Consider the following 21,469-nt stretch of genomic DNA (forward strand, 5'->3'; position numbering starts at 1 on the left):
ATATATATCCCCACAGTAGAGGAGACACAGGATGAACAATCACATCAAGCTGCTTTCGCTCGCCGCGCTGCTGGCGGCCTCGACGGCGCAGGCCGAGATCACGAACGGCGTGGTCCGGATCGGCGTGCTCAACGATCAGACCGGCGTTTATGCCGGGCTGGCCGGTCCCGGTTCGGTCTGGGCCGCGAAGAAGGCGGTCCAGGACTTTGCGCCCGAGAAGCATGGTCTGAAGGTGGAGATCGTGGCCGCCGACCACCAGAATAAGCCGGACGTCGGGGCGAGCATCGCCCGCCGCTGGTTCGACGTGGACAAATTGGACGCTATTGTCGACGTGCCGACCTCGTCGGTCATCCTGGCGGTCAACCAGGTGGTCAAGGAGAAGAACAAGGTGATGATTGTCACCGGCGGCGGCACCTCCGACCTCACCGGCAAGGCCTGCACGCCCAATGCGATCCACTGGGCCTACGACACGTGGGCACTGGCGAATGGGACGGGTAAGGCGGTTGTCAAGGCGGGTGGCAAGAGTTGGTTTTTCGTGACTGCTGACTACGCCTTCGGCCACTCGCTCGAACGCGACACCGAAGCCGTTGTCGTCAAGAACGGTGGCAAAGTCCTCGGCAAGGTCCGGCATCCTTTCCCGGGCAACGATTTCTCCTCCTACCTGTTGCAGGCTCAGGCCTCGAAGGCGCAGGTGGTGGGCCTGGCCAACGCCGGGGGCGACACCATCGGCGCGGTCAAGCAGGCCGCCGAATTCGGCGTGACCGCCGGCGGTCAGAAGCTGGCAGGCCTGCTCGTCTTCAGCAGCGACGTCCAGGCGCTCGGCCTCAAGGCTGCACAGGGCCTGTTGCTGAGCGAGACCTGGTATTGGGATATGACCGACGAGAACCGCAAGTTTGGCAAGGAATTCGCCGCTGCCAACAACGGCAAGTTCCCGACCATGGCGCAGGCGGGCACGTACTCGGCTGTGATTCACTACCTGAAGGCAGTGACGGCGATGAAGGCGGATGGCGACGGCGGCGCCGTGGTAGCGAAGATGAAGGCGATGCCCACCGACGACAAGCTGTTCGGCAAGGGCAGCATTCGCGAAGACGGCCGGAAGATCCACCCGCTCTATCTGTTCGAGGTGAAGAAGCCGTCGGAATCGAAGTATGCCGGCGACTTCTACAAGCTCATCGCCTCCATTCCCGCCAACGAGGCGTTCCGGCCGATGGAAGATGGTGGCTGCCCGCTGGTTGGGAAGAAGACGTCATGAAGATCACCTGTCGCGAGACGACGCCCGATGCGAGCGTCAGCTTCCTGGAGGCCATCGACCTCGGCATCGAAGGGCTGGGCGACACCCTCACCGAGCGCCATGGCCGAGACCGCCCTGTTATCAGATCTTCTTCTCACGCCTGTTGCGGGCCGCCCTGGCCGACGGCAACTCGCTGGCGTTCGACCGCCACGTACGGCTGCTGCCTATTGCCGGCATCCCGGCGCGACTGAACATCCGCGCGCCATTCTCCGGCCCTCGCCAACATTACAGCGGGCGAGGCCCGGGGGAACCTTCACAGTATGCTTTTCGCCGTCTCGATGAAAGCCGTCATCAACGGCGTTGGAGTGCGCTGGCTATAGCCGAGCATGATCTCGACGGTTGGTTGCCGGCCTTTGATCGGCTTGTAGACGACGTGGTCGAACTTCATCTGCCGGACCGATGCCGGCACGAAGCCAATGCCCGCACCGGAGCTGACCAACCCGACCAGCGTGTAGACCTGCCCCACTTCAGACACGACCTTCGGCACAAAACCCGCCGACGCGCACATGCGCATGTTCATGGCGTGGAAGTCCGGCGCCGCCTCGGGCATGTACATGATGAAGGGCTCCTGCGCGCAATCCTTCAGCGAGATCGACTCCGCGTTCGCGAATGGGTGCCTTGCCGGCACGGCCAGCACGAACGGCTCTTCGAGGATGGTTTCCCACGTCACGTCCTCAAGGTCGGGCACGGGCCGCATGAAGGAGATATCCGCGTCACCCCGCCGCAGCGCTTCTGCCTGCTCTACGACCGGAAACCAGCGCAGCAGGATTTCCACGGAGGGAAAACGCTCCCGATAGGCGCGCAGGATGGGCGGCAGCAGCGTATAGGACGTGTGCTCGAAGAAGCCGATCGTCAGCCGGCCAGTCTCACCGCGATGCGCGCGCTGCGTCTGGATGACCGCACTCTCGGTAGCGCGCAGGATCTGCCTCGCCTGCTCCAGGAAAATCCGCCCCGCCTCGGTCAGCTCCACGTGCCGACGCGAGCGGTTCAGCAGTGTCACATCCATCTCCTCCTCGAGTTGGCGGATCTGCAGGCTCAGCGGCGGCTGGGCGATGTGCAGGCGCTCTGCCGCCCGCGTGAAGTTGAGTTCCTCGGCGACGGCGATGAAGTACCGAAGGTGGCGAAGGTCCATCGCTATATCCTGTAAGTATAAAAGAGCAATCAATTATATATTGGACACTAGTTTGCGCAATCCTTACGATTCCATGCATACCCCGCTCCGCGCACCCTTCCGGTCTGCAAGGCGGGCACCGGAGACCGGACAAGCCAATGTACCCATGGAGACAAACATATGGATTCCAGACTGATCGATGATGCGCTAGATCGCATCCTGCAACGCATTGATGCAACGATCGCGCAGGACGAGGCGGGCTTTCCGCACTATGGCAATCCGGCAGACGGCACCTGGACACGCTCCCCGGCCGGCGACTGGACCGGGGGCTTCTGGGTCGGGATGCTGTGGCTGGCTGCCGTGCGCACTGGCGAGCAGAAGTACCGCGACAGCGCCCGCATGTGGTCCGCGCGGCTGTCACCGCGGGTTGCGTCGAAGTCGGTGTTCAAAGGATTCCTCTTCTGGTACGGCGCGCAACTCGGCGGCTCGCTGCTGGCCGATCCGCAGGCCGCGGGTCTCGCCCTCGACGGCACGCGTGGCCTGGCGGAGATGTACAGCGAAGCGGCCCGCCTGATCCCGCTTGGCACCGAGGCCGAGGAGGCCTCCAGCGTGGGGACGAGCGAGGCCAACATCGATGCGACTCCGGGCACCGTGGCGCTGCTGTTGCGGCACGACGCCGCCCTCGGCACGGGCGAGATCGGCCGCCAGCACTTGCGCCAGCACATTGCTCTGTGCGTGCGGGAGGATGGCTCGGTTTGCCAGTCCGCCACATTCAACGCCGCCGATGGCTCGCTCGTGAAGCGCTACACGCACAAGGGCATCCATGACAGCAGCACCTGGGCCCGTGCCCAGGCGTGGGGCATGCTCGGACTCGCGCAGGCGCTGTCGTGCGGCGAGCAGGCGTTCGAATCCGACGCGATCCGCGTGGCAGATTGGTGGGTCGCGCACCTGCCCGCCGACCGCGTGGCCTTCTGGGATTTCGACGATCCCGCCATCCCGCACACTAACCGCGACACCTCGGCCACCGCCATCGCCGCCGCCAGCCTGCTCAAACTTGCCGCGCTTGTCCCGGAGCGCGCGGCGGTCTACCGCCAGGCCGCCGTCGACAGCATCGAGCAACTCGTGACCCGCTTCCTGATCCCGGTCGGCCCAGGCGATGAACGGCAGCCTGGCATCCTCACCGGCGGCTGCTTCAACAAGCGCAATAACGTCGCCACAGACAACGAACTGGTTTGGGGCGACTACTTTCTCCTCGAATCCCTGCTCATCCTCGCGAGCAGGATCGACGCCACCCAGGTCTGAACTCCAACCCACTTCCGGAGAACCCACATGTCCGACGTCAAGATCCCGCACGAAGGCAACGTATCCACCCTTATTGGCACGCACACCAGCTACACCCGCACCCTCGGCGAGTACGACATCTATGCCTTCGCCGGCATCAGCGGTGACAACCACCCCAACCACATGGACGACGAGTACTGCAAGCGCATGGGCTTCGGCGGCCGCATCGCGCAGGGCGCCATGATGGTCGGTTTCATCGCCGGCGCCGTGACCAAGTATCTCGACATGATCCAGCGCCCGGCGGTCTCCTACGGCTACGACAACGTCCGCTTCACCAAGCCCGTGCGCATCGGTGACACCCTCACAGTGAACTACCGTATCGCCCGCGCCGACGACGAGAAGAAGCGTCTGTGGGCCGAGGCGACGCTACTCAACCAGCGGGGCGAGACGGTCTGCGTCGGCACCCACATCATCCATTTCCAGGCCTGAGCCCGGGCTCGAGCGGCGAGAAGGTGAGAGATCGCATGAGCAAGATCTGTACTGCGGCGCAGGCCGTTTTGGATATCCGGCCCGGTCAGAGCGTGGGTAGCGTCGGCGTGATCGGCTGGCTGACGCCCGACGCGTTGTTCCAGGCGCTGGCGCAACGCTTCCACGAGACGGGATCGCCCCGTGACCTGACGTTCTTCTTTCCGGTCAGTGTCGGCGACGGCATGGGCATCCGCGGCATGGATCATGTGGCCGTCGAAGGGCTGATGAAGCGGATCGTGTCGGGCAACTTTACCAATGCGGTGAATCCGGCCACCGGCAAGCGCCCGGAGTTCATGCGCCTGATCCGCGAGAACCGGGTGGAAGCCTACTGCTGGCCGATCGGCGCCACCATGCACTGGCTGCGCGAAGTCGCCCGGCGCAGCCCAGGCTACCTGACCCGCATCGGCCTCGGCTCCTACATCGACCCGCGCCAGCAGGGCGGCAAGTATACGGCGCGCGCCACCGACGACCTGGTGCGGATGCAGGAGCTGGACGGCAAGGAATACCTGTTCTATCCGAGCTGGCCGCTCGACGTGGGGTTCCTGCGTGCCACCAGTGCCGACGAGGACGGCAACCTGAGCTTCGAGGACGAGCCGATCACGTCGTGCGCGCTGGCCATGGCGCTGGCGGTGAAGGCGTCAGGCGGCACCGTGATCGCACAGGTGCGCAAGCTGGTGCCGCGCCACGCCCGGCCGGTGCACTCGGTGCGGATTCCCGGCGTGCTGGTGGATCGCGTCGTAGTAGAGCCCGACGCCATGATGACCACCGACATCCGGTACGACGATGCCTATCTCGGCGGCCAGCTTTTCGACGGCCGCGCCTCGGACCGCCTGCCGCCCGGCGCCGACAAGGTGATCGCCCGGCGGGCTGCCCGGGAGGTCAGGCCCGGCGAGGTCAGCATCTTCGGCTTCGGTGCTTCGTCCGACGTGCCCACGGTGATGATGGAAGACGGCCTGTTCGCCGACGGCGGCCTGCGTCGCTACAGCTTTACCACCGAGCACGGCCCCTTCGGCGGCGTCGTGATGAGCGGCTGGCAATTCTCCGCCAACAAGTATCCGGAGGCCTTGATCGACGGCCCGTCGCAGTTCGACTTCATCGACGGCGGCAACTGCCCGATGGCGGCGCTGGCTTTTGCACAGTTCGACCGGGCCGGGAACATCAACGTCAGCCGCTTTGGCGCGGCCAATCCGGGGCCGGGCGGCTTCATCGACATCGCCTACAACGCGCGCAAGCTGCTGTTCACCGGCACCTTCACCACGGGCGGCCTCGCCGCCGACGCTACCGACGGCTTCCTCTCGGTCGGGCGTGAGGGGAGCGTGCACAAGTTCGTCGAGCGCGTGGACGAGATCACGTATCCGCTCGGGCGCAACGTGGCCGAGCGCGGCCAGGAGGCCAAGGTCATCACCGAGCGCGCAGTCTTCTCGGTGGCGCCAGACGGACTGGTGCTGGAGGAGGTTGCGCCCGGCATCGACGTTAGGTCGCAGGTGCTGGACCTGATGGCCTTCCCGCCGGTGCGCGTGGCGGAGCCGCTTCCGTGCATGGACCCGACGCTGTTCCGCGCCTGACGCATCGACATATCTATGAGGAAAACATGGCTGTCATCAACTACCTGACTACCGTCCACATCGACTTCGGCGCCATCCGGATGCTGGGGGCCGAGCTGCAGCGCCTGGGCATCCAGCGACCGCTGATCGTTACCGACCGCGGCATCCGCGCCGCCGGTATCGCCGACAAGGTGCTCGACGCCTTGGGCCCGGATTGCACTCCCACCGTCTTCGAGGACACCCCACCCAACCCGACGGAAGCCGCCGTGTCCGCGGCGACCGGCCTTTATCTCGGCAACGGCTGCGACGGCATCGTGGCCGTGGGCGGCGGGTCGCCCATCGACCTGGGCAAGGCCACTGCGCTGCTGGCGACTCACCCGGCACCGCTGCAGACCTACGCGGCCGTGGAGGGTGGCGCGAGCCGGATCACCAGCCGAGTCGCCCCGCTTGTGGCCATCCCGACAACTGCGGGTACCGGCAGCGAAGTGGGTCGGGGCGCGGTCATTGTCATGGAGTCCGGCCGCAAGCTCGGCCTGCTTAGTCCGTTCCTGCTGCCGAAGCTCGCCATCTGCGACCCCGAACTGACGCTGGGCCTGCCGCCGGCCCTGACCGCCGCGACCGGCATGGACGCTATCGCCCACTGCATCGAGACCTTCCTCGCGCCTGCCATCAACCCGCCCGCCGAAGCGATCGCCCTGGACGGCCTGCGCCGCGGCATAGCCAATATCAGCAAGGCTACCGCCGACGGCTGCGACCGCGACGCGCGCTGGAACATGATGATGGCCGCCATGGAAGGCGCGCTGGCCTTCCAGAAGGGGCTGGGCGCGGTGCATGCTCTGTCGCACCCGCTGGGCGCGGTGCCAGGCGTCTCGTTGCACCACGGCACGCTGAACGCCGTGCTGCTGCCGGCCGTGCTGCGCTTTAACAAGCCGGCGACCCAAGCCAAGCAGGCCGCACTGGTGCAGGCCATGGGCCTGCCCGCCGGCGGGGACCCGGCTCAGGCCATCAGCGCACTCAACGCCCGTCTCGGCTTGCCGGCTGGTCTCGGCGCCATGGGCGTGCCGCGTGACGTGTTGAAGGACATCGCGGTCGCCGCCACGAAGGACCACTGCCACGCCACCAATCCCCGCACTGCCACGGTCGACGACTACTTGGCGATGCTGCAGGAATCGTATTGAGGAGAAAGACGATGTCATACATCGCAGAACATCACGAGATGATCCGCGAGGCGGTGCGCCGCTTCGCCGAGGAAGAGATCGCACCGGTCGCCCACCGGTTGTGGGAAGAGGAGAGTTTTCCCTACGAGATCTGGCGCCGGGCCGGCGAACTGGGCTATATCGGGCTGCCGTACCCCGAAGCCTGGGGAGGCAGCGGCGGCGACTGGCTTGGCTTCGCCATTGCGCTGGAAGAGATCGCCCGCGTCGATTGCGCCGTGGCGGTGGCCATCATGGCCAACTCGACGGCGGCCAGCCTGCTCAACAACTACGGCACCGACGGCCAGAAGGCGCGGTTCCTGCGGCCGATCCTGACGGGCACGCAGGTCGGCTGCATCGGCCTGACGGAGCCGAACGCCGGCTCCGACGCCGCCAATATCCAGACCCGCGCCGTGCTGAAGGATGGCTGCTGGGTCATCAATGGCGCCAAGACCTTCATCAGCAACTCGGGTTCCGAGATCACCGGTCCGATCGTCATTGCGGCGGTAACGGGAATCCGCCCCAACGGCCGCAAGGAGATTTCGAACTTCATCGTGCCGAACGGTACGCCCGGCTTCAGCCATGGCAAGAAGCTGCACAAGATCGGCTGGCGCGGATCGACCACATTCGAGCTGTTCTTCGAGGACTGCGCCATTCCTGCCAACCACCTGCTCGGCGAGGTCGGGGCCGGTCTCCGGCAGACCTTGTCACAGGTGAGCACCGGCCGCATCCTCATCGGAACGCTGGGCCTGGGCATCCTGCAGGGCTCGCTGGAACGCTCTGTCCGCTACATGAGCGAGCGCACAGCGTTCGGCAAGACCCTCGACCAGTTCCAGTCGCTGCAGTTCAAGCTGGCCGACATGGCGACCCACGCGCACGCTGCCCGCCTGATGCTCTACGACTCTGCGGTGGCCAAGGACGAGGGGCGGCCCTACGATCGGCAGGCCTCGATGGCAAAGCTCTTCGCAACCGAGAAGGCCATGGAGGCGGCCCACCAGGCCGTGCAGATCCACGGCGGCAACGGGATCATGACGGAGTACGCGGTATCCCGCGCGTTCGGGGATGCCAAGGTGCTCGAGATCGTTGAGGGGACCTCCGAGATCCAGCGGATGATCATCTCCCGCGACGTAACGCGCTGACGCACAGCTCCAGCCAGTGAGGCAATCCATGGAACACGTCGTACACAGCGGGGATGGGCTGGAGCGCAGCCCGGTCAACTTCGTGCCCCTGACACCGATCTCCTTCCTGCGCAGGACGGCCGAGGTCTACCCTGAGCGTACAGCCATCGTCTACGGCGAGCGCCGCACGAGCTGGCGGGCAATGCTGGACCGCAGCCGCCGCCTCGCGTCGGCGCTGGTGGCCGCCGGCGTCAGGACTGGCGATACGGTGGCAGTGATGGCCGCCAACACGCCGGAGATGCTGGAGATGCATTTCGGCGTGCCCATGAGCGGCGCCATGCTGAACACGCTTAACGTGCGCCTGGACGCGGCCGCCATCGCCTTCATGCTCATGCACGCGGATGCGAAGGTGCTGGTCACCGACACGGAGTACGCGGACGTAGTTGAAGCCGCACTGGCGCTGCTCGACTACAAGCCGCTGATGATCGATATCGTCGATCCTGCCGTCGAAGGGGGCCGCAGGCTGGCGGAGATCGAATACGAGGGCTTCCTGGCCGGGGGCGATCCGCATTGGGAGGGCGGCGAGCCCGCCGACGAATGGCAGGCCATCGCCCTCAACTACACCTCCGGCACCACGGGCAACCCAAAGGGCGTGATCTACCACCATCGCGGCGCCTATCTGGCTGCGCTGTCGAACATGCTCGACTGGGGCATGCCCCGGCACGCCGTCTTCCTGTGGACGCTACCGCTGTTCCACTGCAATGGCTGGTGCTTCGCCTGGACGCTGGCGGCCAACGCCGGTACCAGCGTCTGCCTGCGGCGGGTGGATGCTGCCGCCGTGCTCGATGCGATTCGCGAGCACCAGGTCACACATTACTGCGGGGCGCCGATCGTGCATGCGATGCTTGCCCACGCACCCGAAGCGTGGAAGGCGGGCATCGACCATCCGGTCCACGGACTCATCGGCGGCGCCCCCCCGCCGATCCCGGTGATCGAAGGCCTGATGCGCATGGGGATCAGGATCACCCAGATCTACGGGCTGACCGAGGTCTACGGCCCCGCGGCGGTTTGCGTGGAGCAGCCCGAATGGGAGGAACTCGGCATCGGTGCGCTGGCGGAACGAAAAGGACGGCAAGGCGTCCGCTACACCGCACAGGAAGGCATGGCCGTGCTGCATCCCGAAACCCTTGTGCCGGTGCCGTGGGACGGGAAGACCATCGGCGAAGTCATGTTCCGCGGCAACATGACGATGAAGGGCTACCTGAAGAACCCCGAGGCCACGGCGGAAGCTTTTGCCGGCGGCTGGTTCCACTCGGGTGACCTCGCAGTCGTCTGCCCGGATGGCTATGTACAGATCCGGGACCGTTCCAAGGACGTCATCATTTCGGGCGGAGAGAATATCAACTCACTGGAGGTTGAAGAGGTGCTCTACCGGCACCCTGCGGTGCGCGTGGCAGCCGTCGTCGCCCAGCCGGACGAGCGTTGGGGGGAGACGCCATGCGCCTTTGTCGAAGTCGTCGATGGCGCTAGGGTCGGCGAGCGCGAACTGATCGAACATTGCCGCGCCCATTTGGCGCACTTCAAGGCGCCGAAGAAAGTAGTCATCGGCCACCTTCCCAGGACGTCGACCGGCAAGATCCAGAAGTTCCTCCTCAGGCAACGAGCAAGCTCCGGCGCTCCCTGGCCCGGCCACGTACAGGCGTGAGTTCCCCCGTGAATGTGTTTCGGTGGCCGGCCGAGCCTGCTCTCCACATTCGGGATATCCGAGAGCGCCCGGTCGTGGCGGAGCAGAAGACTCGTGTCCGGCATCGCATTGGGAGCGAAGACCGGTTGATCGACCGCCTTGGCGACATCTTGCGCGAGATGCATGACTGGCGCGGTGCTACAGCACGGCAGGCACGGCACCTGTCCAGGCGTCACGGTATCGGCTACCAGGCCGCGCTGCTCTTCCTCTATCGCGCGGAGATGCGTTCAGCGTGCCCGAGGCGCATGGTGATCTGTCTAGCTGCGGCGGTGGAACTTGGCATTGACTTGAGCGGCTTCCCACCTGGATGCAGGATCGAAGAGGCGGAGTTGTCTTCGGAACTTCGGGTCATGTATTGGGCGGCCTTACGGAGGGGCGCAGGGCGGAAATGGAGGCAGTGGCCGGGTGATGGCGCCGGACAAGTATGAGTACAGGGTAATTTCGGATAGTGGTCGGCTGAATCCGCGGTGGTAGGCGGCCGTAGTCATGGCAACCTGTGAAGTTGCTCCGATCCTTTTCTGCCGTTGACGCGCTGATTGCCGAACGACTGAAATGGCGACCGTCTACCGAAGCAGCATTAGGGCGGATGACCGTTGGACTCGGATAGCCGTCATCGTGTTGAGGAAGATTCGAATGGCGCAGAAGGGTCGGGAAGAGCCGACCGGATACGGGTGGCAGATCTTTGCCGGCGTCCACGCCGCTCTGGCTTCCAGTGATGCAGACTAGCTTTGGCGATTCCGCAGACCGTTCATGAGACATACCTGGCGATCTAGTATCAAAGCAGAAAATCGGCGCTTGAGCCTGCCGAAGAACCAGCCTTTCCCGAGAGCAACCTTGCTGCCAGAAAGCGAGGCGGATCGAGCCGGTTCCTAGACGTTGCGGGCGAGTCTAACCTTGCAACGGGGATAGTTTTGGCAACCCCAGAATGGGCCGGCGGGCCCTTTCCTCTCCACCATCTTGATGCCGCAGGCAGCGCACGTCGGCGTCAGGTAGTCGCCCCGAAACGCCTGCTTCAGTAACGTCGATTGCTTATACTGATCGAGTGCGCGAATCCGTTCGACGATTCTGGCACCATCAAGTAATTGAATGCCGGCCCGCTCTGCAGACTCCTGCACCGGCCGCCCGACATAGCCAGACAACGACCAAAAACACCCCGACGCACCTTGTGTTCGTACATGACACCGGCAAGCGCGCGGACCTGTTCCACCTTCACCGGGTTACTCCATGCCTTGCATTGGACCACGGCCACAGGAACCTCCAAACCAGCCTTGTACAAGGTTGCGTCGATGCCGCCATCGGGTCCATGGGGCACAGTCTTGACCGTGAACCCCATCGCCTCGTAGTACCCAACACAAAGCAGCTCAAATCGCTTCCACTCTAATTGCTTGAGGGCATCCAGCGTCCAGCTATTTATTTCTGGCTTCTCCGGTACGCGTACTGTCCGCGCTGGCGGGCCAACGGCCTCCTTTGACTTGGCGGATTCACTGGAGGACCGGGGTGACTTGGGCGGCGAGGAGGGTCGGCTCGTGCGGAAGCGCCGAGCCTTGATCGGGACTTCTTGCTTGCTGGTCCCTGCCCTACCTCGCGCACGGATGTATGACAGAACACCCAGGAAGCTGAACATGGCGGCGGGAACCCAGGCCAACGACTGGCTTAACACGGAAATGCCCGTCAACAATGGGCTCGACGCGAATATCGCTGGCACGACCGCGCGAAACACAATGTAGGCACCCACGGCCAGCGCAGCGGATACCCACCACGGCGCATCCATCAACACCTCGCTAAGGGAGTGCTCCTTTCTCCTGCGACCCATTTCTCTACCTCTTGTTGTTCTTCATCTCATGCGGAGGCATCCCGCCTTCGGCGAATCTACCTGATCTGATATACACGGCGGGTTGCAACAGGCCAACACCCACCGACTACGGGTGGCCGAGCAGCCGGCCCTCTACCCTGGTGACTTCACGGATTTCCCCATCGTTTCGCTTGACGGCATCCCTTAAAGTGGACCCTTCGCGCAACACCAGACGAAAACCATGAGAAAAGCAGGTCGGGTCAAGACTTGCATCCAGAAAAGGGCTTTGGCTTCATCGACGTCCACGCGGACACGAAAGATGTCTTCTTTCACATCACCGCGCTGCAAACGCGCGCCGTGACGCCGACGCCTGGCGACCGCGTGAGCTTTGAGCTCGGCAAAGGCCGGGACGGCCGGATACAAGCCCTGAACGTCGCCATCGTCGGTGCACCGAAGGCGCGGTCCGACGCAAGCCCCTCGCCGGTATTCGGGGGTCTCGCGGCCTTGGGGCTCATCGCCGGCGGTGCCCTGCTCGGTTATTTCCCGCACCAGGCCGGCATAGTCAGCCTCCTGGCCAGCCTCATCACGTTCTTCGCGTATGACGCCGACAAAAAGCGCGCCAGCCGCAACGCCTGGCGAACGCCTGAGACCACCCTGCACCTATTGGCGCTCTGCGGCGGTTGGCCGGGCGCGCTCGCCGCCCAGCACCAGATTCGGCACAAGAACCGGAAACTGGCGTTTCAGGTAACGTTTTGGGGCACGGTCGCCGTTAACGTTGGCGCCATGGTGTTTTGGCGATCCGTCATGGCAGCCTGAGGAAGGGAAAGCTGACCACGGCGGCCACACAGAAGTGACCTAGATCGGGCGTTATGTTCAAAAATTGCATATGAAGAATCTGGCTTGGGGACTTTGCGTCATGCCACGTCGCTCTTAATGAGAGCGCGTCCCTCATGCGATCAATCAGGCCGCGATTCGTCTGCTTGAGCTTCGGTCGCATCGTCTCCCAGCACAGCTTCGATCTCTGCGATCGTGGGGAGTGCAGGTGTCAGGGGCGGGGGAACTTCTCGCATGAGCTGGTATTCCGCCACCCCCATCGGCTTTGCCATGCCTCGCAGCGCGTATTCCGCAACTAGACGGTTGTTTTCCTTACACAGCAGCAGGCCGATCGACGGACCGTCGCCCTCTGCCTTCACTTGGGAATCGATTGCCGACAAATAGAAGTTCAGCTGCCCTGCATATTCAGGACGAAACGGCGTCGTTTTCAGTTCGACCACGACGTAACAGCGCAGCTTCAAATGATAGAACAGCAGGTCGATGAAGAATTCGTCGCCGCCTACCTCCAGCCGGTATTGCCGGCCGACGAACGCAAAGCCGGCGCCAAGTTCAAGGAGGAACCGAGTGATATGCTGAGTGAGGGCCCGTTCGATCTCGCGTTCCTGCGCATCAGCGGATAGGCCCAGAAAGTCGAAGATGTAGGGGTCCTTCAGGGCATCGCGCGCCAGGTCGGAATGTACCGGCGGCAGGCGCTCAGCGAAATTGCTTACGGCCTGACCTTGGCGCTCATGCAATCGGGTCTCTATCTGCATCACCAACACGTTGCGGGACCAACCGTGAGCGAGGGCTTGAGCCGCATACCATTCGCGAAGCGGCGTATTCTTCACCTTGTCTAGCAAGGTGCAAAGGTGAAACCACGGCAATTGTGCAGCAGGCTGCTGCACAAATTCGACGTCCGGCCATGTTTCAGCGAGGGCTCGCATGTATTTGAGGTTGCGCGGCGAGAATCCCTTCATATCGGGAAAGCTGGCTCGGAGATCGCGAGCGAGCCGGTCAATCACCTGAGCCCCCCAACCCTGATGCTGTTGGCGCTCTCGAATGTCGCGCCCGATCTGCCAGTAGAGATGAATCAATTCCCGGTTCGCCGAGTGCAGTGCGCGCTGGCGCGCCAGTTCCACGCGGCGCTTCAGTTCAGCGAGCCAGAGAGCGTAATCGGAGGGATGCGAAACGGGATTGGCCATCTGACGGACTGACTAACGAGGTCGGCCGACCATTATCGCCGTGGCCGTCGCCATAAGCAATGTGTCACATGGCGCACACAGGATCTTCTGCGCGCGATCGGCCCCGTCCCCGTTGGACGCTGATCAATTCACCTGGCGTAGCTGATAAATACCTCAATATTGAATCAAAAAGCACTTTTTCGCCAAGAGATGGCGCATCCCTTCCCCCAACCTTCCAAGGACTAGGACGGTGCAGCGCAGCGTTACATTCATCCCCGAAGCTGCCCAGGTTCTCTCGGCTTCTGATGGTTCGTGATAAGCACAACGTTATCGTGCCCTATCGCCCCCGGCAATCGGCCCTCACGCTCCTCCTGGCTCCCCGCGCTGCGGCTAACAGTGATTCGCCTGGGATGACGGAAGCGCAACGGCAGTAGCCGGCCATGAAGCGTCATTCACTCGTACCATCGGTCGGACGTTCAGACGTCGGCTCCGGCCGCAGCTTTGGTCATAGGCCGGACCCGATCAAATGGCCGCTTAACCGTTGGATATGAGGGAAGGCGGTCACTCACTCGTGCAGTCTCCAATTGTGCGCAGAAAGTAAGCCTTCTGCGCGGAAGCCGCAAACTCCGGGGCGTTGCATGACGTGGCCCACACGATCACTTGCGCAATACAATGCTCCTGTACAAGCGGCGGTGGGCCTGAGTGAGTCTCCAGATGACCGACAAGAGAGCGAAATCCAATCTTCGCAATACCTGGGAGTCGGCAGCACCCGGCTGGGCGAAGTGGGAGCATGTGTTCGCCACCAATCTTGCGGGCGCCACGGACACGCTCATCGATATGGCCGGTATCCGGCCGGGCATGCGCGTTCTCGATCTGGCTTGCGGTGCCGGCAGCCAAAGCATCCAGGCAGCGATACGAGTGGGTGCGAGCGGCGAGGTGGTCGCCAGTGATATATCGGGCACCATGCTGGAGCATGTTCGCCAAAATGCCGCTCGCGCCGGTCTTCAGAATATCCAAACGCTGGAATGCGCAGCAGATGAATTGGACGGGACATTGGCCCCGTTCGACGCGGCGATGTGCCGATTGGGATTGATGCTTTTTCCGTCACCTGAAGAAGCAATGAAAGCTGTCCGAAGCGCACTCAAGCCTGGCGCGCGTTTCGCGGCGCTGGTTTTCACGACGCCGGCCAACAATCCCTTTATGGCTCAGCCGATGGCGATCCTTCTACGCCACGCGGGGAAGTCTCCTCCTGCGCCCGGACAACCTGGAATCTTCGCACTGGGAGGCGATGGCGTGATGGAACGCCTGATGAACGACAGCGGTCTGGGGTAGTCGTCCTTTTTGTGCAGAATCTTACGGTTTCCCCGCAAAGCCTTTCTGGCGCTCCGGGACAAAGCAGACAACTGCCTGCTGCCCTCAAGTGACTTCCAGAGTACTATGTCCGCCCGCGATTTCGGATCGTGTCACCTGGATGGGGGCGGAAGATGCCGGGCTTTGGATTTCGCTATGTGGGAAAAGACAGCTTGCCTTCTCGATTGTCGGAATTCGATGTCGAATACTATTTCGCGCTGACTGGCAGCGACATTGCCGCAATCAACCAGAAATTTCGGCGTGCTGGCCGTGCCGGAGCCGCCGTTCAGCTGGCATTTCTGCGGGCAAGTGGACGTACCCTTGACCAACTGAACACACTCCCCCGTCAGCTCTTGCGCTACGTGGGCGAAAAGCTGGGGTTACCAACGCCTACGATCGCCTCGCTGCGCACCATCTATCAGCGATATCCGACGCTGTATGAACACCAGGTCTGGGCCTGCCAATACCTCGGCTTGACACGAATCGATGACGATCACTGGAGAGACCTCGGAGCTTGGATGCGGCAAGATGCCGCCGAGTCGCTATCCCTTGAGGAGTTGATCCAGCACGCCCACTGCTGGCTGTATGAGCGACGGATTCTGATTCCTTCCACACGAGCGCTGCTGAGCCTGGCTCGTTCAGTTTGGGCGGGCATCGAGCGAGATTTGCTGGTGACGATTGAGGCCGTCGTCCCCCTGGCGCAGAGAGCAGCGGCGGAAGCTGCCGTGTTCGCCCAACATGCGACATCGGGAACGACCGTGCTGGAATGGCTCAAGACCCCGCCAGCACGGCACAGCCCCTCAACCATAAACGAGACGCTGGCTAAGATCCGCTTCCTGAAGGGCCTCGGCGCGCATACTTGGGTGTTTGATGTCATTCCGATCGAGAAGCAGCGCGCCTATGGCCAGCGTATCCAGGCTCGCCGTCCTGCCAAAGTCCGCGAACTGAAGACCTCCACGCGTACGATTGAGCTGGTGTTTTTCCTGCGTGTGACCTTGCTGGAGCTGACGGACGCGATGCTCTACCAAACCGGGCGGCGCGTCTCCGATCTAGTTCGGCAGGCCTACAGCAGGACCACGACGAAGCAAGCGCGCTCGGCGATCGAATACCGGCAGCAATTGATCAAGATCAAGGCTCTGATTGACGATACCCGCCGCTCGGCCGAAGAACGGTTGGCGGACATCGGCAAGCTGCTCGAGGGCCTATCTGCCAAGCCCCCGGCAAGCCACGCCGCCAGCGTGCGCGAAACACTCACGGAAGACCACCACCGTATCCGAAACCTCCTGACTCCCTTGCGGGAGTTGGAATTTGCCAGCAACGGCGTCGATCCGGCCCTGCGGCAGCTTGAGTTCATCGGAAATCTGTACGACCAAGGCGCGACGGAGTTGCCGCCCGATTGCAATGTGGCGGTGGGCGCGAGCTGGCGTGACTTGGTTGACGGCGAAGACCGTCAGCGCGCGTTGCGTGCGATGGAAGCCTGCGCGATCACGGGGCTGCGTAAGGGGCTGCGCCGAGGTACCGTGTGGATCAGCCATAGCCTGTCGTTTCGGGAACGCGATCAACTGCTGATCCCGCCGGCGCAGTGGGATTCTGAGCGGGACCGGTATCTGTCCACACTTGGCTTACCGAACCAGGCGGACACCTACCTCAGTCCCCTCATGGATCATTTGAAGGCAGGCCTCGCGGCACTGGACGAGGCCCGTGCGGCAGGCCACGTTACCATTGACACGAACGGCGTGCTGCATCTATCACCACTCGAAGCGGCGGAAAGCGATGGCGTACCCACGCGCACCCGTGATCTGCTATTCAAGGACATCGGCAACGCGCAGTTTGCCGACATGATCCTCGAGATGGATGCCCGTGCCAATTTCAGCGAAGTACTGCTGGCGCGCAAGGCCGGAGACGCGCACGAACTGATCGCGCTCTACGCCGCGCTGCTCGCACTTGGCACCGAACTCGACGCCAAGGGTGTCGCCGCCATGATTCCGCAGCTCGATCCGGCGCACGTCTCCACCGCAATGCGCGCGCTTGAGATGCCCGGGCGGCTGCGCCGCGCGAACGAACGGGTAGTGGAATTCCAGCGCACGCACCAGATCACCGAGTTATGGGGGACCGGTCAACAGGCGTCCAGCGATTCGATGAGCCTGGACACCTCGCGACACTTGTTCTATGCCCGCGCCGATCCTCGACGTCGCACTCATGCCGTCGGGATGTATACGCACGTGCTGGACCAGCACGGAATCGTCTATAACCACCCCATCGTGCTCAACGAACGCCAGGCCGGCGTGGCCATTGAAGGGGTCATGCGCCACAAAGAGACCCGCAGCGACGGCGGGCTGCTCCGGCTCGCAGTCGATACCCACGGATATACGAACGTTGGGATGGCCGTGTCCAAATTGCTCGGCTTTGACCTATGCCCATGGCTGCGAAATCTGTCGGAGCGCAAGCTGTATTTGCCGCGGGGCCTGCAGGTAACGGATGGACTGTTGGCCGCCGTTTCGCATGAGATCTCGCTCAAGGCAATTCGCGACGGCTGGGATGGCTTGCTGCGCCTGATCGCCTCCATTCACTCGGGCCGGGTGAGTGCAATCGTCGCGCTGCAGCGGTTCGGCAGCGCCGCCCAAGGCGACCCTATCCATCGGGCAGCTGATCATCTGGGCAAGATGCTGCGCACACTCTTCTTGTGCGATTTTTTCAGCAACACCGAGTTTCGTCGGGAGCTGCGCACGCTACTCAACCGAGGGGAGTCGGTGCACCAGCTTCAGCGTGCCATTTACTCGAGCAAGGTACACCATAATCGCGGGCGCCGTCAGGAGGAAATGATCGCGATATCCGGATCGCTGACGCTGCTGACGAACCTGGTGATTGCCTGGAACACCCAGCGTATGCAAACGACGGCCGATGCTTGGCGCCGCAAAGGGCAACGGATTGAAGATGACTGGCTGCGCCGCATGGGGCCCGCGCATTTCGCGCATGTGAATTTCCGGGGCATCATGAGCTTTCCGATCGACCTGTATCAAGACAGCGTGCTCGAGGTGGCACCGAAGCGCCGTGCGGTGTAGCAAGAATCGAGATCTTCCCCGATATGCGGGTGCCGGGCTGAACCAAGCCCGCGTCGATCAAGCCCGCGCGGATGCCGAGCGCGATGCCCTACGCTCCGCGATACAGCAGCAAGTGGACGAGCTAGCCGAGGTCACCGGACGGTTCGACGCCCAGCAGCAATCGCTGGCGGACTAGCGGACACAGCTCGGCGTGGCTGGTCCGGCAGCTTGAATGCGTAAGGTTTTGCACGAAAAGGACGGCACTTGCGAAAACGGCGGATTCTCAACCCATTGATTCAAAACGAAAATTTGAAGAAAACCGTAAGATTTTGCACGAAAAGGACGACTACCCCATTGATCACCGCCACTTCTCACACGAAAGGTACGATCACCCCAAGGTGGTGGCTGAAGTTGCCGCCAAACGGCACCGCGAACCTACCGACATCTGGAAAAACCTGCGGCGCCTGGCACAAACCCTCAATGCTACGCGCCGGGGCCTATGGGGTGATCGGTCATGACTGCTTCGGCCTGCGCTGCAGCTTGACTGGGACCGGGTCCTGAGGACGGAGCCGCGCCGTCAGCATGTCCCGCAGGCGCGGCAAGCCGATGATCCAGCCATTGCGCACGACATCCACGGACGGAACCAGGTGATCCGGGTGCTCCGCGAGTAGCGCTCGCTCGCGGCCATGAGGCGGCGAGATTCGACCGGCAGATTCGGACTCAGAACCATCGCGGCGAGCCGGAAGACGTTTGCCTCCCGCTGATTGCCGGCCTCGGCCAGTCGCCCACGGGCCGCGGCCGTGCACCTTTGCAGTAGCTCACATTCCTCAGCTCTCGAGATCACCGGCGGGTCTCCTTGGACAAATACCCTAGGGGGGCATAACCAGGTGCGGCAGGGGGCAGCATGTCGCGCAGGCGTGGCAACCCTCGCCGGCGGCGTCGCGCATTCGCCTTCGGGCGCGAAGCGCCTAGGCCTTCCTCTCGGTGCGACGGCGCGTTGGCAACGGGGGTAGGTTGGGGTCACGCATCATGTAGCGTGCGCAGGCCTCGATGTCGTGCTCAGAAACTCCGGCTTCCGCAAAGGTGTTCCTCCATCCAGAAACGATGTCCAGAATCTGCTCGACTTCAGCATGTGCCTCCGCGGGCGTTAGCATGAAGCGGGTGGCCTGGGACAGGGCGTTTTCCAGCGTAGGGTCCGTGCCGTGATCGCCGACAATCAGTTGCTGGTAGGGAATGCCTTGCAATTGCGGCTGGACGTCATAGACCGGCGATAGCCGCCAATTTTCGCCACCTTGATGCAGGAAGGCGTGATTCTTGGCATGGTCGTCCGTGTTTTCGATGAGGATGTTCAGGACCATGCGTCGGAACATTTGGAGACAGTTGTCGAGAGGCGAGGGTGAGTAGCGGCGAGCCACCTCCGCGATGTCCGCATAGGACATTTGTTCCTCAGGGATGCCATCGGCAAGCAGTAGCGTGCGAGCGCTCGCGAAGTGGATGCGGTCGCCGCCAGGTTCCCGGTCAAACCGCTTGACCAGTAGCGTGTTTTTCCTGCCCAACTGGACGAGCCTGGACTCGGGCGCCTCGATGCCGCACCCTTGCGCCAGCACGAGTGAGGCATGCTCGATCGCGCAGAAATCCACCTCGTCGCCCTCTGCTGGGAACTTGGCGATCCAGGAGCTTCCTTCATCATCGACAATCGCCTTGGGACGGGCGCCGCCGGCGGTGCCGCCCGGTCGCAGCAACTGGCGAAGACGATCGTCGATTGGCAGCTGCAGTTCGACGGCGCGCGCGGCCTCGAGCAATCCTGGCAGGTCCCCGCGATGGAACACGGGAGGATGATTGACCTCATACCGATCCGCCACCCCAGCGAAGCCGAGCGCGCCGATCCGGTCCTCGCCCGCCAAGGCCAGGTAGTCAATAGCCGCGCGCCTGCGTGGATTGAAGGCCCGATCGATAACGCGCCGGCCCCAGCGGTCCGGTCCAGCGTCTTCGAAGACAGGGTGTAGCTCTAGGCCGGACGGCGCTGAATACTTGCCATCACGGAGCGGCAAGTCTGGGGAGAGAGCGATGGAGTCCTTACGCTGCAGATAATCAGGCACGTAAGAGAACAGGCACTGCCGACCACCGATTAGATCCAGGCGGCCGCAGAGCACAGGTTCATGGCTGTGAGGACGGTAAAACCAAACGTACAGGTGATCGTTCATGGTTTCTTCCACTGGGACTGCGACTTGGCGGCAGGCCGTTGAATGCGGGAGATCTCCAGATCCAGCGCGACCTCATCCGCGGCAGGATTCGCAATCTCTGGAAGCCATTTGAGGCGCCCAACAAGCCAGAGCGCCATTGCATAGACGGCTACTGACACCGTCGGATCGCCTTGCTCCATCTTCCGGAGCGTCGGAACTGAAACCTGCATCCGCTCGGCGAAGGCCGCCATTGTCTCTTTGCGCCGCTTTCGGGCAACTTGCAGATTGAGACCGAGCTGGATCAGCGACCGGCTGACCGGACCAGGTAGGGTTGAAACTGCGCTGACTTTCCTAGGCATGATACAAATAATAATAGCCCAAACAGAAAAAAACAGAACGTATTATTTGCTTTTTCGCAGGATGCAAACTGCATTTAGAGGCGCATACGCCACTTTCGCATAATAAGCATTATGTTAAGTGTAAGTCACATTCAGGCATTGTACGTCGACTACCCGTTGGCGACCCGGACAACGACTCGCTGAACGTGGAGTGGCGCATGCGGGTACCACGGTCCTGCGCTTACCCCCTTGGTTGTATCTCAATTGAGATGCATAATGTAGGTCAAAGCATAGGAGATTTCCATGGCGCATACTTCAATGCTGCACATCCGCGTGGACGACGACCTTAAAGCCCGGGCCACGCAAAACCTCGCCAGCGTCGGGCTAACCGTGTCCGACGCAGTTCGCATCCTGTTGACACGGATCGCCAAGGAGGGCGGGCTGCCGCCCGGTCTGACGACGGATCCCGAGACCTATGATGCTTGGTTCCGCGCCAAGGTCCAGCAAGCGCTGACCGACCCGGCCCCGCCGCTCCCACATGACCAGGTCATGGACGACGTTCAGGCGCTGATCGACCGGAAACGCCGTGCGCGCGGTTGAATGGACGCGGTGGGCCAGGGCCGATCTTCTCGCCATCGTTGACTACATCTCGGATGAGAATCCGGATGCGGCCCAGAGCCTGAAGGACGACCTCGAAGCGAAAGCGGCACGGCTGCCGGAACACCCCGAGCTCTACCGATCCGGCCGCGTCGCGGGCACGCGCGAGATGGTCGTGGCGGCCAACTACCTGGTCGTGTACGCCGTGGATGCCACCACCATCCGGATCCTGCGGGTACTCCATGCCGCGCAGCAATGGCCGTCGCCCGGTTGAGTCCGGCGAGGACTGACCAAAAAATGGGTGCGCCGCCCTGCCGCGACGCGCCTTCGGCGATCACACCAGCCTTGCGTGACAGACCGCCTG

19 protein-coding genes are annotated in these 21,469 nt (G+C 62.9%); 13 read left to right on the forward strand and 6 right to left on the reverse strand.

What is annotated here, in order from left to right; genetic code table 11:
* Positions 1-31 precede the first annotated feature (31 nt).
* A complete protein-coding gene (locus LPA45_RS32975; RefSeq protein ID WP_317923320.1) occupies positions 32-1,252 on the forward strand; it encodes an ABC transporter substrate-binding protein in 1,221 nt (406 codons plus the stop codon).
* Positions 1,249-1,482 carry a hypothetical protein gene (locus tag LPA45_RS32980; RefSeq protein WP_317923321.1) on the forward strand — a complete coding sequence of 78 codons (234 nt, stop codon included), beginning with the start codon at positions 1,249-1,251 and terminating at the stop codon, positions 1,480-1,482. The genes LPA45_RS32975 and LPA45_RS32980 overlap by 4 nt, the downstream gene beginning before the upstream one ends.
* Before the next feature lie 62 nt (positions 1,483-1,544).
* Here LPA45_RS32980 and LPA45_RS32985 read toward each other — a convergent pair whose 3' ends face one another.
* On the reverse strand, positions 1,545-2,423 hold the full coding sequence (locus tag LPA45_RS32985) for a LysR family transcriptional regulator (RefSeq protein WP_317923323.1): 879 nt from the start codon (positions 2,421-2,423) through the stop codon (positions 1,545-1,547).
* Positions 2,424-2,582: 159 nt separating this feature from the next.
* Between LPA45_RS32985 and LPA45_RS32990 the strand changes: the two genes are divergently transcribed.
* From LPA45_RS32990 to LPA45_RS33015, 6 genes are read left to right on the forward strand one after another with little or no spacing between them, the layout of a single operon-like run.
* The gene (locus tag LPA45_RS32990; RefSeq protein ID WP_317923325.1) at positions 2,583-3,704 is read left to right on the forward strand and encodes a glycosyl hydrolase; all 1,122 of its coding nucleotides are present in this window, start codon (positions 2,583-2,585) and stop codon (positions 3,702-3,704) included.
* Between the two features lie 27 nt (positions 3,705-3,731).
* Positions 3,732-4,172, forward strand: coding sequence for a MaoC/PaaZ C-terminal domain-containing protein (locus LPA45_RS32995; RefSeq protein WP_317923327.1), 441 nt, complete (start codon positions 3,732-3,734; stop codon positions 4,170-4,172).
* Between the two features lie 35 nt (positions 4,173-4,207).
* Positions 4,208-5,776, forward strand: a complete 1,569-nt coding sequence (locus LPA45_RS33000; RefSeq protein ID WP_317923328.1) for an acyl CoA:acetate/3-ketoacid CoA transferase — start codon at positions 4,208-4,210, stop codon at positions 5,774-5,776.
* A gap of 26 nt (positions 5,777-5,802) precedes the next feature.
* Entirely contained in the window at positions 5,803-6,933 is a 1,131-nt protein-coding gene (locus LPA45_RS33005; protein ID WP_116322993.1) for an iron-containing alcohol dehydrogenase, read from the forward strand.
* Positions 6,934-6,944: 11 nt separating this feature from the next.
* On the forward strand, positions 6,945-8,087 hold the full coding sequence (locus LPA45_RS33010; protein ID WP_317923330.1) for an acyl-CoA dehydrogenase family protein: 1,143 nt from the start codon (positions 6,945-6,947) through the stop codon (positions 8,085-8,087).
* A gap of 28 nt (positions 8,088-8,115) precedes the next feature.
* Complete coding sequence (locus LPA45_RS33015; RefSeq protein ID WP_317923331.1) at positions 8,116-9,771, forward strand: acyl-CoA synthetase; 1,656 nt, start codon at positions 8,116-8,118, stop codon at positions 9,769-9,771.
* Positions 9,772-10,679: 908 nt separating this feature from the next.
* Here LPA45_RS33015 and LPA45_RS33020 read toward each other — a convergent pair.
* Both LPA45_RS33020 and LPA45_RS33025 read right to left on the reverse strand, forming a co-directional pair.
* The gene (locus LPA45_RS33020) at positions 10,680-10,766 is read right to left on the reverse strand and encodes a topoisomerase DNA-binding C4 zinc finger domain-containing protein (RefSeq protein ID WP_367395349.1); all 87 of its coding nucleotides are present in this window, start codon (positions 10,764-10,766) and stop codon (positions 10,680-10,682) included.
* 56 nt (positions 10,767-10,822) lie between these two features.
* A complete protein-coding gene (locus tag LPA45_RS33025; RefSeq protein ID WP_317923341.1) occupies positions 10,823-11,581 on the reverse strand; it encodes a restriction endonuclease in 759 nt (252 codons plus the stop codon).
* Positions 11,582-11,869: 288 nt separating this feature from the next.
* Here LPA45_RS33025 and LPA45_RS33030 point away from each other — a divergent pair, with 288 nt between their 5' ends.
* On the forward strand, positions 11,870-12,418 hold the full coding sequence (locus LPA45_RS33030; protein WP_317923332.1) for a cold shock and DUF1294 domain-containing protein: 549 nt from the start codon (positions 11,870-11,872) through the stop codon (positions 12,416-12,418).
* Positions 12,419-12,558: 140 nt separating this feature from the next.
* On the opposite strand, the gene LPA45_RS33035 is transcribed toward LPA45_RS33030, so the two are convergent.
* Entirely contained in the window at positions 12,559-13,617 is a 1,059-nt protein-coding gene (locus tag LPA45_RS33035) for a YhcG family protein (RefSeq protein WP_317923334.1), read from the reverse strand.
* Between the two features lie 693 nt (positions 13,618-14,310).
* Between LPA45_RS33035 and LPA45_RS33040 the strand changes: the two genes are divergently transcribed.
* The gene (locus tag LPA45_RS33040; RefSeq protein ID WP_367395128.1) at positions 14,311-14,928 is read left to right on the forward strand and encodes a class I SAM-dependent methyltransferase; all 618 of its coding nucleotides are present in this window, start codon (positions 14,311-14,313) and stop codon (positions 14,926-14,928) included.
* A gap of 152 nt (positions 14,929-15,080) precedes the next feature.
* Complete coding sequence (locus tag LPA45_RS33045; RefSeq protein ID WP_367395129.1) at positions 15,081-18,008, forward strand: Tn3 family transposase; 2,928 nt, start codon at positions 15,081-15,083, stop codon at positions 18,006-18,008.
* A gap of 947 nt (positions 18,009-18,955) precedes the next feature.
* Here LPA45_RS33045 and LPA45_RS33050 read toward each other — a convergent pair.
* Both LPA45_RS33050 and LPA45_RS33055 read right to left on the reverse strand, forming a co-directional pair.
* Positions 18,956-20,191 (reverse strand): type II toxin-antitoxin system HipA family toxin, encoded by a 1,236-nt coding sequence (locus LPA45_RS33050; protein WP_367395130.1) that lies wholly within the window; start codon positions 20,189-20,191, stop codon positions 18,956-18,958.
* Positions 20,188-20,421, reverse strand: a complete 234-nt coding sequence (locus LPA45_RS33055; RefSeq protein WP_367395131.1) for a hypothetical protein — start codon at positions 20,419-20,421, stop codon at positions 20,188-20,190. Before LPA45_RS33055 ends, LPA45_RS33050 begins: the two co-directional genes overlap by 4 nt.
* A gap of 390 nt (positions 20,422-20,811) precedes the next feature.
* On the opposite strand from LPA45_RS33055, the gene LPA45_RS33060 reads away from it, so the two are divergent.
* Both LPA45_RS33060 and LPA45_RS33065 read left to right on the forward strand, forming a co-directional pair.
* Positions 20,812-21,108 (forward strand): type II toxin-antitoxin system RelB/DinJ family antitoxin, encoded by a 297-nt coding sequence (locus LPA45_RS33060; RefSeq protein WP_022540171.1) that lies wholly within the window; start codon positions 20,812-20,814, stop codon positions 21,106-21,108.
* The gene (locus tag LPA45_RS33065; protein ID WP_195430972.1) at positions 21,095-21,379 is read left to right on the forward strand and encodes a type II toxin-antitoxin system RelE/ParE family toxin; all 285 of its coding nucleotides are present in this window, start codon (positions 21,095-21,097) and stop codon (positions 21,377-21,379) included. The genes LPA45_RS33060 and LPA45_RS33065 overlap by 14 nt, the downstream gene beginning before the upstream one ends.
* Positions 21,380-21,469: the final 90 nt, after the last annotated feature.

The organism is Cupriavidus sp. Agwp_2, from assembly GCF_040784895.1.
Lineage (GTDB): Bacteria > Pseudomonadota > Gammaproteobacteria > Burkholderiales > Burkholderiaceae > Cupriavidus.

Coding starts and splice junctions, on each gene's coding strand:
- LPA45_RS32975 (WP_317923320.1), top strand. CDS start 32: ATGAACAATCACATCAAGCTGCTTTCGCTCGCCGCGCTGCTGGCGGCC.
- LPA45_RS32980 (WP_317923321.1), top strand. CDS start 1,249: ATGAAGATCACCTGTCGCGAGACGACGCCCGATGCGAGCGTCAGCTTC.
- LPA45_RS32985 (WP_317923323.1), bottom strand. CDS start 2,423: ATGGACCTTCGCCACCTTCGGTACTTCATCGCCGTCGCCGAGGAACTC.
- LPA45_RS32990 (WP_317923325.1), top strand. CDS start 2,583: ATGGATTCCAGACTGATCGATGATGCGCTAGATCGCATCCTGCAACGC.
- LPA45_RS32995 (WP_317923327.1), top strand. CDS start 3,732: ATGTCCGACGTCAAGATCCCGCACGAAGGCAACGTATCCACCCTTATT.
- LPA45_RS33000 (WP_317923328.1), top strand. CDS start 4,208: ATGAGCAAGATCTGTACTGCGGCGCAGGCCGTTTTGGATATCCGGCCC.
- LPA45_RS33005 (WP_116322993.1), top strand. CDS start 5,803: ATGGCTGTCATCAACTACCTGACTACCGTCCACATCGACTTCGGCGCC.
- LPA45_RS33010 (WP_317923330.1), top strand. CDS start 6,945: ATGTCATACATCGCAGAACATCACGAGATGATCCGCGAGGCGGTGCGC.
- LPA45_RS33015 (WP_317923331.1), top strand. CDS start 8,116: ATGGAACACGTCGTACACAGCGGGGATGGGCTGGAGCGCAGCCCGGTC.
- LPA45_RS33020 (WP_367395349.1), bottom strand. CDS start 10,766: ATGGTGGAGAGGAAAGGGCCCGCCGGCCCATTCTGGGGTTGCCAAAAC.
- LPA45_RS33025 (WP_317923341.1), bottom strand. CDS start 11,581: ATGGATGCGCCGTGGTGGGTATCCGCTGCGCTGGCCGTGGGTGCCTAC.
- LPA45_RS33035 (WP_317923334.1), bottom strand. CDS start 13,617: ATGGCCAATCCCGTTTCGCATCCCTCCGATTACGCTCTCTGGCTCGCT.
- LPA45_RS33040 (WP_367395128.1), top strand. CDS start 14,311: ATGACCGACAAGAGAGCGAAATCCAATCTTCGCAATACCTGGGAGTCG.
- LPA45_RS33045 (WP_367395129.1), top strand. CDS start 15,081: ATGCCGGGCTTTGGATTTCGCTATGTGGGAAAAGACAGCTTGCCTTCT.
- LPA45_RS33050 (WP_367395130.1), bottom strand. CDS start 20,191: ATGAACGATCACCTGTACGTTTGGTTTTACCGTCCTCACAGCCATGAA.
- LPA45_RS33055 (WP_367395131.1), bottom strand. CDS start 20,421: ATGGCGGCCTTCGCCGAGCGGATGCAGGTTTCAGTTCCGACGCTCCGG.
- LPA45_RS33060 (WP_022540171.1), top strand. CDS start 20,812: ATGGCGCATACTTCAATGCTGCACATCCGCGTGGACGACGACCTTAAA.